Source organism: Microbacterium invictum (genome assembly GCF_034421375.1).
Taxonomy (GTDB): Bacteria; Actinomycetota; Actinomycetes; order Actinomycetales; family Microbacteriaceae; genus Microbacterium; species Microbacterium invictum_A.
Window position 1 is genome coordinate 141,085 of record NZ_CP139779.1, and the last position, 12,982, is coordinate 154,066.

Here is a 12,982-nt window from a genome sequence, read left to right on the forward strand (position 1 = left end):
CGTCACCGCGAGATGGGCGACCACGGTCATCGAAGACATGGGGTTGATCTTCTCCGCTACCTCGCGCGCCGCGCCGCCCAAGAGGACGTTCCCGACCTGCTCAACGACACCCTCAGCGTCGTATGGGAGCGACGGGCCGACCTCCCGAGAACCTCGATCGACGCACGAATGTGGGCTTTCGGAGTCGCACGCAACACGCTCCGAAAACACAGACGCAACCACTCCAAGCGCACCCGGCTGACCGAAGCACTGCGTTCAGTCATCCGATCCGGCGGCCACACCAGCCCTCACCCACCCGACCCGGCGGATGCCGCAGAAGGGAGCGAGAGACACGCTGACGTCCGAGCAGCGCTCGAAACCCTTCGGGATAGCGATCGCGAGCTGATCACCCTCGTGCACTGGGACGACTTCACACTCGCGCAAGCCGCCGCTCTCATCGGCATGAACCCCTCCACCGCACGGACGAGATACGCACGCGCAAAAGAGCGCCTCTCCGCGCAGCTAGAGCACCACAGACCCCACTCCCCACCCCACCCCAAGCCCTTTCTTGGCGATGCCCAAGCCCAACCCTGAGCGCCATCGAGCCTGCACCATCAGATCTGAGGGCGTCAGCGCCGTACGCTGACCGATCGGCGTACGGGACCGCCGCCGTCCGTCGCGCGACGCGCCCATCCGCGATGCAGATCGCCATGGGCAAAGGCATGGCTGCACCCGACACGACAATCGTCATGAGTCGAGGGTCGGGGCGCCGTGCGACGATTAGCCATGTCCCAGATCAAGGTCACAGCCGGTCGCACGCTGCTTGAAGGGTACGTAAAGAGCCCTCCTGTGGGTATCTGTGAACTCGTCTGGAACGCGTTCGATGAAGACGCGAAGCTGGTGAGCGTCGAGGTCGAGTCCGGTCCGGTCGGAGGGATCGAACTGATCCGTGTCCGGGACGATGGCAACGGTATGACGCGTGAGCGCGCGGAGCTGGCCTTCTCACGGGTTGGTGATAGCTGGAAGATGCCGGTAGGGACCACGAGCGCCGGCGGCCGTCCCGTTCACGGCAAGTTCGGGAGAGGGCGCTACTCCGCATTTTCGCTCGGGGCTGTCGTGCAGTGGACGTCCACGAGCGAAGCAGTGGAAGGCGGCGCGCTCGCGACGATTCAGGTGCGCGGCAGCTACTCGAGTCTGGACCAGTTCGAGATCGACGACGTTGCTGTTCCGGAGACGGAGTCCGGCACCCGAGTCGAGGCCGTCTCGATAACGCCCGAAGCTGCAAATGCCTTTGAAGAGCGGGAGCAGTTGCGACAACGACTTCTAACGGAATTCGCCTTGCATCTTGAGCGCCATGAGGACTTTTCGATCGAGTTCTTGGGCTCGCCGATCGATCCATCCACGGTGGTTCAATCCCGTACGCCGATTTCACTGACGCCCCTCGAGGGCGTCGAGGGCGAGGCCACGCTGACGGTGATCGAGTGGAAGCTCAGCAACGTTGAGCGCCGGCTATACCTATGCAATACGCGAGGCGTCGTCGTCGATCAGGTTTCCCCTAACATTCAGGCGGTCGGTGCGGAGTTCACGGCGTATGTCGAATGGGACGGATTTGCGCAAGACGAAGCATTCCAGCTGGCGGGGAACGATGCGACTCCTGCAGGGAAGGTCATCAATGCTGCCCGCACTGCGCTGAAAGATCACCTCGCGCAAGCCTCGCGGCGCCGCGAGGCTGAGACCGTCAAGCGTTGGAAGGCTGAAGGCGTCTACCCCTACAAGAAGGAGCCGGCCAACGATGTAGAGAAAGCCACTCGAGACACGTTCAATCTCGTCGCCATGGCCGCCTCACGAACGGTGGACGAGTCGAAGACAATCTCATCGAAAGCGTTGGCGCTGGGATTGCTCAAAGAGACTTTCGAGAACGACCCTGAGGCTTTGCTGCCGATCCTTCGGAAGTTTTCGCAGCTCCCAGCTGCTCGCATCGACGAGCTGCGTGAGATCCTCGAACACACGACACTTACTCAGTTGATCGCGATGGGTAAGGAGGTCGGCGATCGGATCGAGTTCGTTACTGGATTGAATGCTCTCCTGTTCGACCGTGCGACCAAGAAGCGTCTCCTCGAGCGTCGACAGCTACACCGGATTCTGGCTCACGAAACCTGGATTTTCGGCGAAGAGTGGTCCTTGACAGGGGATGATGAACGCCTGACTGAAGTGCTGAAAAAGTTCCTAGGCAAGCTCGGCGAGAATGTCGATCTGGTCGGCGGCAAGCCCGTCCTGCGGGAGGACGGCTCCGACGCTATCCCTGACTTGGTTCTAGGTCGGCGGCTCGAAACGCGCGCTAATCACTTCGCTCACCTCGTTGTAGAACTCAAACGGCCGCGTCACAAGCTCACCGATGAGGATGTCTCGCAACTGCGCAGCTACGCCAGTGCCATCACAAATGATGAGAGGTTCGACCAGCCGAACACATCGTGGGAGTTCTGGCTCGTCGGGAACGAGACGACGAACGCCGTCGATGAGCAACGTGAGCAAGATCATTTGCCATTCGGAGTCGTCCAGAGCAGCAAGAAGTATCGACTCATCGTCCGCACCTGGGCCGAAGTGCTAGGTGATGCCGAGCACCGGCTGAAATTCGTGCAGAACTCGCTTCAGTTCGAGTCAACTCGGGACACCGGGCTCGCATCGATGCGCGACAAGTATGCGGATTATCTTCCAAAGGAAGCGTTCGAGGAGCTCGAGAGTATGAACGACTTCCCGTCTGAGCCGGCCATCTTGATCGAAGCTGAAGCGGACGAGGCTGGGGCCGCGTAAGGACCCCGTTACGCACCGTCCTTTACGGGGGTTTGGCGCCAACAGGCGGTCGAGGGACTGGATGAGGGAAGACTGGGGCGGTGGAGAATCTGAGTGCGGACGTGACTCGGCCGGCGGAGGCCGTGCGGACTGCGTTGCGCGAGAATCTGGTGGGTCTTTATCTGTATGGGTCTGCCGTCGCCGGTGGTCTCCGACCAGACAGCGACGTCGACCTCCTCGCGGTGACGAGTGGCCGGCTGCAACACGGTGAGCGTGCTCGGCTCATCGCGGTTCTGCTACATGTGTCCGGTCGGCGTGCGTACGACGGTCCCGCCCGTCCCGTCGAGCTGACGGTGATGCTGGCTGAGGATCTTGATCCGTGGCGGCCGGTCGTTCAGTTGCAGTACGGCGAGTGGCTTCGTGAGGACGCGATCGCTGACCGTCTGCCTGGACCGCACGTTGATCCGGATGCGACGCTGCTGCTCGCGATGGCACGCGACACGGGCATGTCGTTGTTCGGGCCCAGTGCTCAGGAGCTTCTGCCGGATATCCCCCACGGGGCGGTGCGCTCAGCAATCGTTCAGTCGCTGCCATCTCTGATGGAGGACCTTGATGGCGACGAACGCAACGTGGTGCTGACGCTCGCCCGCATGCAGGCAACGCTGGACACTGGGCGATTCCTGCCGAAAGACGCCGCCGCCGAGGAGCTCGCCCTCACCGCGCCGAGGGATCAGGCGGACATGCTCAGAACCGCCGCCGCGGCCTACCGCGGCGAAATGGTCGATGACTGGGGTCAGCTGGCACCGGCGATGAAAGACTTCGTAGCTCGCGTGTCCGCCTCGATCAACGCAGCGAGCTGAGCTGCACCACACGTGGTCGCTGGAGGATCCCTATGCGCGATCCTTGTGCGGACGCGGCTAGCCGGCTGGGTGTTGCCTGGCCAGGACGTTGCTGACGCCGCCCCATCTAGGGTTCCGCTTCTCTCTGCTGCTTCGGGCTGATCTGGTGAGGGATACGACTTTTCAGAGCATGGAACATCGGGCCTAAGTCCTTTTGCTCTCGTAGCGTCGGTTCTGAAAAGGAAGGTGAGTAATGGAGCGACTCAATAGGGCGATGGCGCTGGTTGAGCAGCAGCTGGAAGGCGAGGTCGACGTGCGTCGCGCGAGTCAGATCGCGTTGATGTCTGAGCATCACTTCCGCAGGATGTTCTCGGCCTTGGCGGGGATGTCGCTATCGGAGTACCTGCGCCGCCGTCGGATGACGATTGCCGCGGCGTCGGTCGTGTCGGGCGCCGAGGCGCTCCAGGACGTGGCTGTCCGAATTGGGTACGGGTCCGCCGATGCGTTCTCGTGAGCGTTCAAATCCGTTCACGGGGTCGGCCCCGAGGGCGCGCGTCGCCCCGGTGTTGTTCTGCGGTCCCAGCCGAAGCTCACCTTCACCGTCACGATTGAAGGGAGTACGACCATGGATTACCGGATTGTCGAGAAGGGGGCGTTCACGCTCGTGGGTCTGAGGACCCGAATCCCGCTCATCTACGAGGGCGTGAACCCCACCGCTGCGGCGTTTGTGGAACAGATCGGCGAAGAGCAGTGGACACAGATAGCCGACCTCTCCGACCAGGAGCCCCATGGGGTCCTCAGTGTGCACGACGCTATCTCGCCGTCGCGGGATGAGGGGACTGAACTCGATTACTACGTCGCCGCTGCGACGACCGAGGCTGTCCCGGCTGATTTCGAAGCTCTCGAGGTGCGGGAGTCAACCTGGCTCGTGTTGGAATCGAGCGGAGAGTTTCCGGCGGCGCTACAGGAGCTGTGGCCGAAAGCGTTCCGGGAGTGGTTCCCGGCAAATCCGTACCAGAGCATCCCCGGGCCCGAGATGGTTCTCACGGAGTACACCGATGACGAGCAGACTTCTGGCCGGTACGAGCTGTGGATCCCCGTCGAGAAGCGGGAGAACGCCTAGCTGCTCGACGGGCAGCGTGCCCGGGTCATCGCGGCTCTGCTACAGGTGTCCGGTCGACGTGCATACGACGGTGCCGCCCGTCCCGTCGAGCTGACGGTGATGCTGGCTGAGGATCTTGATCCGTGGACGTCGCAGAGCTACAGGGGCACCCTTCGCCGGCGGCCCTATTCACCGGGACGGTTTCGATGTTCACCGCCGCAGGCTTTCACGAGGTCGGACGCACATGTCCGAGCGGTCCAGTGATGCGCATCGTGCCTCACTGGAGGACCGGTCCGCGCGCGAACAGTACGAAGAGCTGGCCGGGACGAGGGGCCGCTACCGCTCGCGACCTCTGCGCGGACCGGCTTTCGATTTGAGACGGCTCGCCACCACGACCAAGATCAATCCGGCAGCGCACAATGCGAGATTTGCTCCAAAGTATGCGGCGCCCTCGGCTCCGCCTTCCCGCACAGCAGACCAGGACGTGATCGTGCCGACGGCGGCAAGGGCTAAAGCGACGACCCCGAACAGCGCCAGCCATTGCGATCGACTCACCTTTACCCCCCCCGTCTCTTCGAGTCTCTCGAAACGACGCCGCCATGTCGAGGCGATCCCGGCTCCGGAAGGCCCGCTCGACCACCGATGATAGGGCGGGCACTCCTCATGGAAGATGGGGGTGTGAGCGGAAGTGTCGGGCGACAGTGGAATCACAACATCCACTTCCACCGCACGGTGCTGAACGCGCTCCCCGACGGCGCATCAACCGCATTGGACGCGACATCGCGGACAGCGGCCTCGAAGGAGTAATCCGTCGAAGCCCTGGATTTGCGCCCCCGAGCCCGCTCGTCGTAGGTGATGTGCCTCCACTGCGGCCCGAGCTCGGCGATCACCCGCCGCCACTAGCCTTGGGTCGCGAACTGCCCGTTCAGGTAGATCACCGCGCAACCGGAGCCTCCCGAATCGGTGACAGCCAGGGCCGTGTCATCCACCGGCACCATTCCTGCCCAGGCGAATATGGAGGTCGTGCGGGCCATGGCGTCTCCCTTCGCCTTCCATGCGTGAATCCAGCGTGCAGGGCTGACCTTGCGTCAGGGTCAACCCTCGCTACCTGAGGGCTCCAAGAGACGGCCAGCCACTTCATCCGTGTCGACGGGTGTCTTCCTCCGCGATGCAACCGACAGAAGAACCGCTCGCCCGCATCGATCCCTAGTCGTGCGACGGGCGTTTAGAGTCGCTCGCGAGCGTCTGTGATGGGGGTTTCGTTGGCTGGAAGCTCCGGGTTCGCGTCAGCTCTTGTCGTGGAGTGTGATCTGATAACCGTCGGGGTCAGCAAAAGTGAATGTGCGACCGAACGGACCGTCAAATGGCGCGGTAGTGATGGTGTGGCCATCGGCCAGGAGTGCGTTGTGGATGTTCTGGACCTCGCTCGCTTGCAACCAGAGAGCGATACCGATCCCTGGCTGAGCGGCGGCAGCCAGGTCGGTTCCGGGGATGATGTCGCGGAGCGCGAACGTGATCGGCTTGGTGTCGAAGACGACTGCATGCGGCGGGCCGGCCGGCGAGCGGACCAGACCTAGGTACGTCTCGTAGAAAACTTCCGAGGCAGCCAGGTCGCGCACTTGAAGGGAGATGAAATCGGGGCCGATGGCAGGCATGGTTTCTCCTTAGGACTGATGTCAGTTGGCTGACATTGAGCGTATGTCAGAATGCTGACATGAGTCAAGGCGGGATCGATCTACAAACGTCGCTGGGCTACCTCCTCAAAGAGGCGGCCACCGCGCTACGGACCGCGATGGGGGAGGTGCTGCGGCCGCTCGGCATGACGGTGACGCACTACTCCTGCCTTGAGTTGTTGGCCCAGCGCCCGGGGCTGTCAAACTCCGAGCTCGCGCGAGGCGCATTCGTGACGAGGCAGTCGATGAATGTGCTGCTCCAGACCTTGGAGCAGAAGGGCGACGTGACCCGACCCGCGCAAGCCCCGATCGGTCGAGCTCTTCCCACCCGACTCACAACACAGGGCCGGCAAAACCTTGAGCGGGCGTCCGCAGCGGTCCGCGCCGTCGAAGTTCGCATGCTGTCCGGAATGACAGCAGATGATCAATCGGCGGCGTTCACGTCGCTGCGGAGCATGATCGATTCTCTACGCAACGACTGACCGAGATTTGGATGGGCTCCACTAGGCGATCTCTCGGAGCGGGATCCACTCAACACTGCGTCGCTGACGAGATCCGGCGCATCTCCCACGGCGCGATGCTACAGGCGGTCGACGTCGCGGTGAAGAAGTCTCATACAGCCCCTCGGCGAGCGACGTGCACGTCGGACACCTGACGCTCGGCAAGTCTGCCCTCCGACACGGTCGCCTCCGGGAGGCGTTGACGGGATCCCGCGACTTAGCAAGGATCGCGGCATGGTCCTGTTCTTCCTTCACGGCGCCGGCGGACACGACGAAGACCGAACGCTGGCCGACGCAATCGCCGCCGAGCTCGGGCTGCCGCTGGAGTACCCTCATCTTCCCGAGGACGACATGTCTGTCGAGCATCAGGCGCTTCGTGCGGGCAGCCCTCGAAGCCGTCGCTCCCGATGACTTCGTCGTCGCCCACTCGTTCGGGGCCACGATGCTGCTGCAGATACTCGCCGAAGGTGTGCGCGTCGCGCCCCGGTGGGTCACGTTGCTCGCCATGCCCGACTGGAGCCCAGAAGGCTGGAACGTCGCGGACTACGCATTCACGGGGCCCGAGCCTACACAGAACATCTCGCTCCACCACTGTCGGGACGATGAGGTCGTGGAGTTCGCCCACCTCGCCCTCAACGCCAGAAGACTCCCCCGCGCTGCGCGGCACGCGCACGACTCCGGCGGTCACCAATTCACCGGGCTTGCTCCCGAGATCGCCCACGACCTTATGGGCGTCCCGCCCCGCTGAGCGACGCGACTCGACCAACAGAGCCCGAGGAGGAGGCGGAAGCCCTCCGAGTCGAGCTCCAGCCCGCACCTCGTACGCGCAGCGACCGAACAGGGATCAGCGTGCGCTCCTCCCGGTGCGCACGATGCGGGCGGTGACTGTGGCGTGTGGGTGTTTTCGTGTCAGAGTGCGGGGGTGGGCAAGCGGAATGTGCTCGTCGAAGGCGGGTCAGGGACAGGGAAGACCGGGGTGTGCGATGAACTGAGTCGGCGCGGGTTCGATGTGGTTCATGGTGATCGTGTGTTGGCGTACCAGGGTGACCCGATAACGGGTGCTCCGGTGAGCAGGGTGACGGGGCTCGCGGTTCACGCTCATCATCTCTGGCGGGCAGATCAGGTCCGTGCGCTGGCCGATGACAGTCGGGCGCCAGTGACCTTCTTCTGCGGCGGCTCGCGGAACGTGGACGAATTCATCGACGTCTTCGATGCTGTGTTCGTGCTGGACGTGGACCTCCCGACGCTGCGTCGCCGGCTGGATTCCCGTCCCGCAGATGAGTGTGGTGGCGCGGGTCGGGTCGAGGAGCGCGAGCTGATCGAACGACTTCATCTTTCAGGGAACGACGTCCCCTCTGAAGGCGTGCACATCGATGCGACCGCGCCACTTCGCGAGGTCGTCGATGAGATTCTGCACCTGTGCGGCCTTGGCTTTGAAGCATCCCGCGACTGACAAACGAGCCGTCCGTGTAAGGTCCTAGGCGCGTGTCGACACGCCAAATGGCACCTTCGGCGGTATTGACTCGGGAGGCTGCTTCGAAGCCCGTTGACTGGTATCGGGCTGGGTCGGCTGTACGGCGTCCGAAACGGCATCAAACTCGTCGCGAAGATACCTCGGAGCCTGAACGCGCCAGGCGTCGGTTACGAGCTCGGCGAGGTGGTCTGCCTTGATCGCGGCCAGCCGAAAAGCCACTTTCGGCTCGCTCCAGGGGGTGGTCGTCCGCAGGAACACGTCGGGCTGCATCTGGACCAGTGCGACTGCATCCATCCGGTCTGCGACCTTGACGGCGACGACGAGCTCGGTTGCGAGAATCGCTCGAATGTCGTCGGGGATGCTGGGCCACGGGTGACACTCCCACGCATACGGCTTCCTCCGGACGAACCAGGCGATGCCGCCCGTCGTCGCGCGCTCCTCGCTGCCGGGCAGGCCATCGGCGATCCTTCGCACGTCATCGAGGGTGGCCACGGCGCGAGCCTACGCCGCCCCCGCGACATCCACGCCCCTCTCGGCGAGCAGACGACTGCTCCAAAGCGATCCGCTCAGGCGTCGGTAACCTCATCGTCTGGTCGGCCTGCCCACCACTCCGAGACGGAGCCGATCGGCCTGGCACAGCAGGTACTGCTGCTCGAGGACGCTGGTCGCCCGGCGCGCCGCCTCCGCATACTCGGAGGCCGCGACATCCGTCTCTCCCGCTCGTTCGTGCAGGTAGGCGAGCGCCGCATGGAACCTTGGCACCTGGGCATCCACCTTGGTGAGCGCCGCAAGGCCCGCCTGCGGACCATCTGCTTCACCGACAGCGAGCGCGCGACCGAGTCGGATGACCGGCGAGTCACCGAGACGGAGGAGCTCGTCGTACCACTCGACGATCTGCACCCAGTCGGTCTGCGCCGCGCTCAACGCATCCGCGTGGAGCGCGGCAATGGCAGCCTGAGCCTGGTATTGGCCGAGGCGGTCTCGGGCCAGCGCCCGCTGCAGAATGTCGACGCCCTCGGTGATCGACGCGGTGTCCCACAGGGCGCGGTTCTGCTCCGCCAGCGGAATGAGCCGGCCGCCGACCACTCGTGCGGGCCGCCGCGCATGGTGCAGAAGCATGAGTGAGAGCAGACCGCTGACCTCGGGGTGGTCGGTGAGCACGGCGAGCTGACGAGTCAGGCGGATCGCTTCGATCGAGAGGTCGACCTCGCCGGAGTAGCCCTCGTTGAACAGCAGGTAGAGAACGCGCAGCACTCGCGAGAGATCACCGGGCTGGTCCAGCGGGATGCCGGCGAGTCGCTGTTTCGCACGACTGATCCGCTGCGCCATCGTCGACTCTGGCACCAGGAAGGCATCGGCGATCTGGCGGGTCGTCAGCCCCGCGACCGCGCGCAGCGTAAGGGCGATCGAGGATGTCGCGGTCAGCACCGGATGCGCGCACAGGAAGTACATCGCGAGCGTGTCTTCGCGCTGTGGAACCGGCCCGGTTTCCGGCTCGTCGGCGTGGCGCTGCTCGCGCGCGGCGCGCGCCGAGTCGCTGCGCACCTGGTCGAGGAACGCCCGCCACGCGACAGCGACCAGCCAGGCCCGGACGTCTCGAACCTCGTCGAGGTCGGGTCGCTCCAGCGCTCGCAGCAGGGCCGTCTGAACGGCATCCTCGGCCGACGCGAAATCGGCGCCGCGCCGGACGAGGATGCCGGTGATCTCGGGGATCGCTCGACGCAGAGCGGTGGCATCCGCGATCATCATCCCGCGTCTGCCGGGGGTGCGCCCATCACCTCGCGAAGCTCGAGCCACTCACCAAGCGGCGTGCCGCCGGCCCACGGCGCTGCGGACAGCTCCGAGGCGAGCTCGAGCGCGCGATCGTATGAGTCCACTTCGATCAGCATCCAGCCCGCGATGAGATCCTTCGTCTCGGCGAAGGGGCCGTCGACGACCGGCGGGCGTCCCTCGCCGTCGAAGCGCACCCACGCGCCGTCCATCGACAGTCCCTCCGAGGAGACAAGTTCGCCGGACGCGAGAAGTCGCTGCTCCATGTCCTTCATGTACTGGACGTGCGCGTTCCATTCGTCCGGCGTGAGCTGGTCCATCGGAACCTGGTTCACCGCAGGGCGACCACCGCGGTAGTGCTTGAGCATCAGGTACTTCGGCATGTCAGCCTCCCGTTCGTGCGGCCCATTCTGGCCGCTTCATGAAGGAGACGGAACGGAGGCAGCGTTCTCGACATCCGCGCTGGTTTCCTTCCCGTTCGACGCGTCGCCGAACGACCGCGAGCCGGTCACCGTCCGACCTCATCCTCCGGGCCGCGTGGAGCGCTATGCCGCGTCGGGATAGAGCAGATCCAGAAGGATGCGCGTCGCCGCGGCGGGCGCGAGGCCGTCGAGCTTTCCGGGCGGCACCGGGAGCGGCGGGAAATGCGCGGGTATCGGTGCGCTCGCGTCGATGGGCAGCCCGGCGGCCTGCTGCAGATCCGCCGCCGCGATGATGCCCTCGCGGTCGAGCGTGAGCCCTTTCGCATTGAGCTCGAGGATCGGGAGGGATCCCGACGCCGCGTGCCGAGCGGGCGATTCGAACAGCAGCGGCAGTCCGTGCCGGCAGGCGAAGTCAGCGGCATCCTCGATGTCGACGATCTCCGTCGCGCCCGCCTCGTTCATCGATGTCGCGGCGACCCAGTGGACCCCGGCCTGCCACAGTGCCTCGATGAAACCGAAGGTTCCCGGCATCCTCCGCGGGTCGAACACCTGCACCCACGGCCGGCCGTCCCGGTCGGAAACGAGGTGGGCGGGAATCTCGTTCGCGGGGTGAGCCGGCGCCCGAACGGCGATCATGCACGCCAGCTCGGCAGCGAACCATGGGCTTTCGAGGAGCCCCCTCACGTCGGGAGATAGGGATGTCGCGTCAATGAGATCGACGAATTCTCGAGCGCCGACGCAGATCCCGAGCGGCTTGAATCCCCGAGCTGCGCCCTTGATCGCCATGATCCGCTCGGCGACACCGTCGTGAGCTCCATCGACAAGGAGCCCGAACACCGTGCCGAAGTGAGCGCCGACGACCTCACCCGACTGGATGAGCGAGACGGCGCGAGCGATCGCAGCCCTGTCATCGAAGGAAGCGATCTCCACGGCTTCATTCCATCACGGCATAGCGGTCGGATCCCGTCGCAGCCGTCGACACTGTTGCCGCTGGGCCACTGTCCCTAGTGTGTTGGCCATGCGCTCCATGCTGCGCTTCCTTCCGGTCGGCCTTGCGCTGCTGTGCGTCCAATTGGACTTCTTCTCGCTCAACCTCGCCGTTCCGACCATCGCCACGTCACTCGACCTGCCTGTCACGGACCTGCAGTGGCTGACCAGCGCGTATCTGCTCGGTATCGGCGCCATCACCGTCCCATCAGGCCGCCTCGGAGACATCCTGGGACGTAAGCGGGTGGTGATCGCGGGCCTAGTGATCTTCGCCGTCACGTCCGCCATCTGCGGCGCCAGCACGGAGCTTCTTCCGCTCGTCGTCTCGCGCGCCATTCAAGGGGTTGGCGCGGCGCTCATCCTGCCCAACGCCTTCGCCCTGGTGACGAACCAGACATCCGATAAGGAGCGTCCCGTCGTCATCGGCACCATGATCGGGTTCTCCGGCATCGGCACCGCGATAGGCCCCGTCGTCGGAGGGCTGCTGGCCGCGACCGTCGGATGGCCCTGGGTGTTCTGGATCAACGTGCCCGTCGCCGTCGCCGCGATCATCGGCGCGCTCGGGTTGCGGGAGTCGCGCAACGACGCACTCGGCAGGAACCTCGGCGGCCTCGACTGGTGGGGCATCGCCACCGTCGTCCTCGGCCTCACCCTCGCCAGCCTCGGCATCGACAATGTCAACGCCTACGGGTGGGCGTCCCCGCTGTCGAGCGGCTTCATGGTCGCGGGCGCGGCCATCCTGGCGGCCTTCGCGCTCATTGAACTGCGTGTGGCGAAGAATCCGCTCGTGCACCCCGAGCTCGTCCGGAACCGCCCCTTCGTCGCACTCCTCGTCGTCGGCACGATCGGAAACATCGGAGCGAACGTGTTCCTGCTGATGGCCACGTTCGAGCTGCAGAACGTCCGCGGCTTCACGCCGGCGGTGACGGGGCTTCTTTTTGTCAGCGCCTCGGTCGGGGTGGCGCTGTCGGGGCCGATCGGGGGCTGGGCCTGTGCACGGTGGCCCGCACCGCGCGTGCTCGCGGTGGCGAACGTCGTCGGTGCGGCGAGCCTCGTGCTGCTGGCATTGAGCGGCTGGCTACCGCTTTACCTCGTGGCGATGTTCGTCAGCGGCGTCACCTGTGGCATGGCCTACTCCGTCGCGCAGATCGGGGTGCAGTCCGCCGTTCCGCCGCAGCAGGCGGGCGAGGCGACGAGTTTCCTCCTGATGCCGGTCATCGCGCTCGGTGGCCTGAGCGTCGTGATCGCGAGCGGCGTCGTCGAAGCGATCGGGAACGGTACGCCCACCGCCGGCGGCATCGACGCGGTGCTGGTCGGTGCGGCGGCGGCAATGGTGGTGTCGGGCGTCTCGCTCCTTTTCGCCGAGCGCGCCGGAGCTCTGGGATCACCGGGCACGCCGGCTTCCTCCGGTCCCGCGGGTGCGAACATGGCGGTGTGACGGAGCCG

The 12,982-nt window shown here is 65.0% G+C and carries 16 protein-coding genes; 10 read left to right on the plus strand and 6 right to left on the minus strand.

Annotated features, from left to right (window positions below; all coding sequences use genetic code 11):
- Nucleotides 1-12 precede the first annotated feature (12 nt).
- The 5 genes from T9R20_RS17055 to T9R20_RS00730 all read left to right on the plus strand — a co-directional run bounded on the left by T9R20_RS17055 (nt 13) and on the right by T9R20_RS00730 (nt 4,731).
- A complete protein-coding gene (locus T9R20_RS17055) occupies nt 13-573 on the plus strand; it encodes an RNA polymerase sigma factor (RefSeq protein ID WP_416182983.1) in 561 nt (186 codons plus the stop codon).
- 192 nt (nt 574-765) lie between these two features.
- Nucleotides 766-2,790, plus strand: a complete 2,025-nt coding sequence (locus T9R20_RS00715) for an ATP-binding protein (RefSeq protein ID WP_322410657.1) — start codon at nt 766-768, stop codon at nt 2,788-2,790.
- A gap of 80 nt (nt 2,791-2,870) precedes the next feature.
- Complete coding sequence (locus tag T9R20_RS00720; protein WP_322410658.1) at nt 2,871-3,629, plus strand: aminoglycoside adenylyltransferase domain-containing protein; 759 nt, start codon at nt 2,871-2,873, stop codon at nt 3,627-3,629.
- Between the two features lie 232 nt (nt 3,630-3,861).
- Nucleotides 3,862-4,122, plus strand: a complete 261-nt coding sequence (locus T9R20_RS00725) for a helix-turn-helix domain-containing protein (protein WP_322410659.1) — start codon at nt 3,862-3,864, stop codon at nt 4,120-4,122.
- Nucleotides 4,123-4,233: 111 nt separating this feature from the next.
- Complete coding sequence (locus T9R20_RS00730; RefSeq protein WP_322410660.1) at nt 4,234-4,731, plus strand: GyrI-like domain-containing protein; 498 nt, start codon at nt 4,234-4,236, stop codon at nt 4,729-4,731.
- An 878-nt stretch (nt 4,732-5,609) separates the two neighbouring features.
- Here T9R20_RS00730 and T9R20_RS00735 read toward each other — a convergent pair.
- Entirely contained in the window at nt 5,610-5,744 is a 135-nt protein-coding gene (locus tag T9R20_RS00735; RefSeq protein ID WP_322410661.1) for a hypothetical protein, read from the minus strand.
- Nucleotides 5,745-5,996: 252 nt separating this feature from the next.
- Nucleotides 5,997-6,365 (minus strand): VOC family protein, encoded by a 369-nt coding sequence (locus tag T9R20_RS00740; RefSeq protein WP_322410662.1) that lies wholly within the window; start codon nt 6,363-6,365, stop codon nt 5,997-5,999.
- A 59-nt stretch (nt 6,366-6,424) separates the two neighbouring features.
- On the opposite strand from T9R20_RS00740, the gene T9R20_RS00745 reads away from it, so the two are divergent.
- The 4 genes from T9R20_RS00745 to T9R20_RS00760 all read left to right on the plus strand — a co-directional run bounded on the left by T9R20_RS00745 (nt 6,425) and on the right by T9R20_RS00760 (nt 8,336).
- Nucleotides 6,425-6,865, plus strand: a complete 441-nt coding sequence (locus T9R20_RS00745) for a MarR family winged helix-turn-helix transcriptional regulator (protein ID WP_322410663.1) — start codon at nt 6,425-6,427, stop codon at nt 6,863-6,865.
- A 252-nt stretch (nt 6,866-7,117) separates the two neighbouring features.
- Nucleotides 7,118-7,294, plus strand: coding sequence for a hypothetical protein (locus T9R20_RS00750; RefSeq protein ID WP_322410664.1), 177 nt, complete (start codon nt 7,118-7,120; stop codon nt 7,292-7,294).
- Nucleotides 7,260-7,631 carry a hypothetical protein gene (locus T9R20_RS00755; protein ID WP_322410665.1) on the plus strand — a complete coding sequence of 124 codons (372 nt, stop codon included), beginning with the start codon at nt 7,260-7,262 and terminating at the stop codon, nt 7,629-7,631. The genes T9R20_RS00750 and T9R20_RS00755 overlap by 35 nt, the downstream gene beginning before the upstream one ends.
- Before the next feature lie 318 nt (nt 7,632-7,949).
- Nucleotides 7,950-8,336, plus strand: coding sequence for a nucleoside kinase (locus T9R20_RS00760; RefSeq protein ID WP_322410666.1), 387 nt, complete (start codon nt 7,950-7,952; stop codon nt 8,334-8,336).
- A gap of 24 nt (nt 8,337-8,360) precedes the next feature.
- On the opposite strand, the gene T9R20_RS00765 is transcribed toward T9R20_RS00760, so the two are convergent.
- From T9R20_RS00765 to T9R20_RS00780, 4 genes are all read right to left on the minus strand, one after another.
- Entirely contained in the window at nt 8,361-8,849 is a 489-nt protein-coding gene (locus T9R20_RS00765) for a hypothetical protein (RefSeq protein WP_322410667.1), read from the minus strand.
- A gap of 90 nt (nt 8,850-8,939) precedes the next feature.
- Nucleotides 8,940-10,103, minus strand: coding sequence for an RNA polymerase sigma factor (locus T9R20_RS00770; RefSeq protein ID WP_322410668.1), 1,164 nt, complete (start codon nt 10,101-10,103; stop codon nt 8,940-8,942).
- Nucleotides 10,103-10,510, minus strand: coding sequence for a YciI family protein (locus T9R20_RS00775; RefSeq protein WP_322410669.1), 408 nt, complete (start codon nt 10,508-10,510; stop codon nt 10,103-10,105). Before T9R20_RS00775 ends, T9R20_RS00770 begins: the two co-directional genes overlap by 1 nt.
- A 162-nt stretch (nt 10,511-10,672) precedes the next feature.
- Complete coding sequence (locus T9R20_RS00780; protein ID WP_322410670.1) at nt 10,673-11,479, minus strand: hypothetical protein; 807 nt, start codon at nt 11,477-11,479, stop codon at nt 10,673-10,675.
- Between the two features lie 88 nt (nt 11,480-11,567).
- Between T9R20_RS00780 and T9R20_RS00785 the strand changes: the two genes are divergently transcribed.
- Nucleotides 11,568-12,974, plus strand: coding sequence for an MFS transporter (locus T9R20_RS00785; protein ID WP_322410671.1), 1,407 nt, complete (start codon nt 11,568-11,570; stop codon nt 12,972-12,974).
- The last annotated feature ends 8 nt before the right edge of the window (nt 12,975-12,982 follow it).

Coding starts and splice junctions, on each gene's coding strand:
- T9R20_RS17055 (WP_416182983.1), top strand. CDS start 13: ATGGGCGACCACGGTCATCGAAGACATGGGGTTGATCTTCTCCGCTAC.
- T9R20_RS00715 (WP_322410657.1), top strand. CDS start 766: ATGTCCCAGATCAAGGTCACAGCCGGTCGCACGCTGCTTGAAGGGTAC.
- T9R20_RS00725 (WP_322410659.1), top strand. CDS start 3,862: ATGGAGCGACTCAATAGGGCGATGGCGCTGGTTGAGCAGCAGCTGGAA.
- T9R20_RS00730 (WP_322410660.1), top strand. CDS start 4,234: ATGGATTACCGGATTGTCGAGAAGGGGGCGTTCACGCTCGTGGGTCTG.
- T9R20_RS00735 (WP_322410661.1), bottom strand. CDS start 5,744: ATGGCCCGCACGACCTCCATATTCGCCTGGGCAGGAATGGTGCCGGTG.
- T9R20_RS00740 (WP_322410662.1), bottom strand. CDS start 6,365: ATGCCTGCCATCGGCCCCGATTTCATCTCCCTTCAAGTGCGCGACCTG.
- T9R20_RS00745 (WP_322410663.1), top strand. CDS start 6,425: ATGAGTCAAGGCGGGATCGATCTACAAACGTCGCTGGGCTACCTCCTC.
- T9R20_RS00750 (WP_322410664.1), top strand. CDS start 7,118: ATGGTCCTGTTCTTCCTTCACGGCGCCGGCGGACACGACGAAGACCGA.
- T9R20_RS00770 (WP_322410668.1), bottom strand. CDS start 10,103: ATGATCGCGGATGCCACCGCTCTGCGTCGAGCGATCCCCGAGATCACC.
- T9R20_RS00775 (WP_322410669.1), bottom strand. CDS start 10,510: ATGCCGAAGTACCTGATGCTCAAGCACTACCGCGGTGGTCGCCCTGCG.
- T9R20_RS00785 (WP_322410671.1), top strand. CDS start 11,568: ATGCGCTCCATGCTGCGCTTCCTTCCGGTCGGCCTTGCGCTGCTGTGC.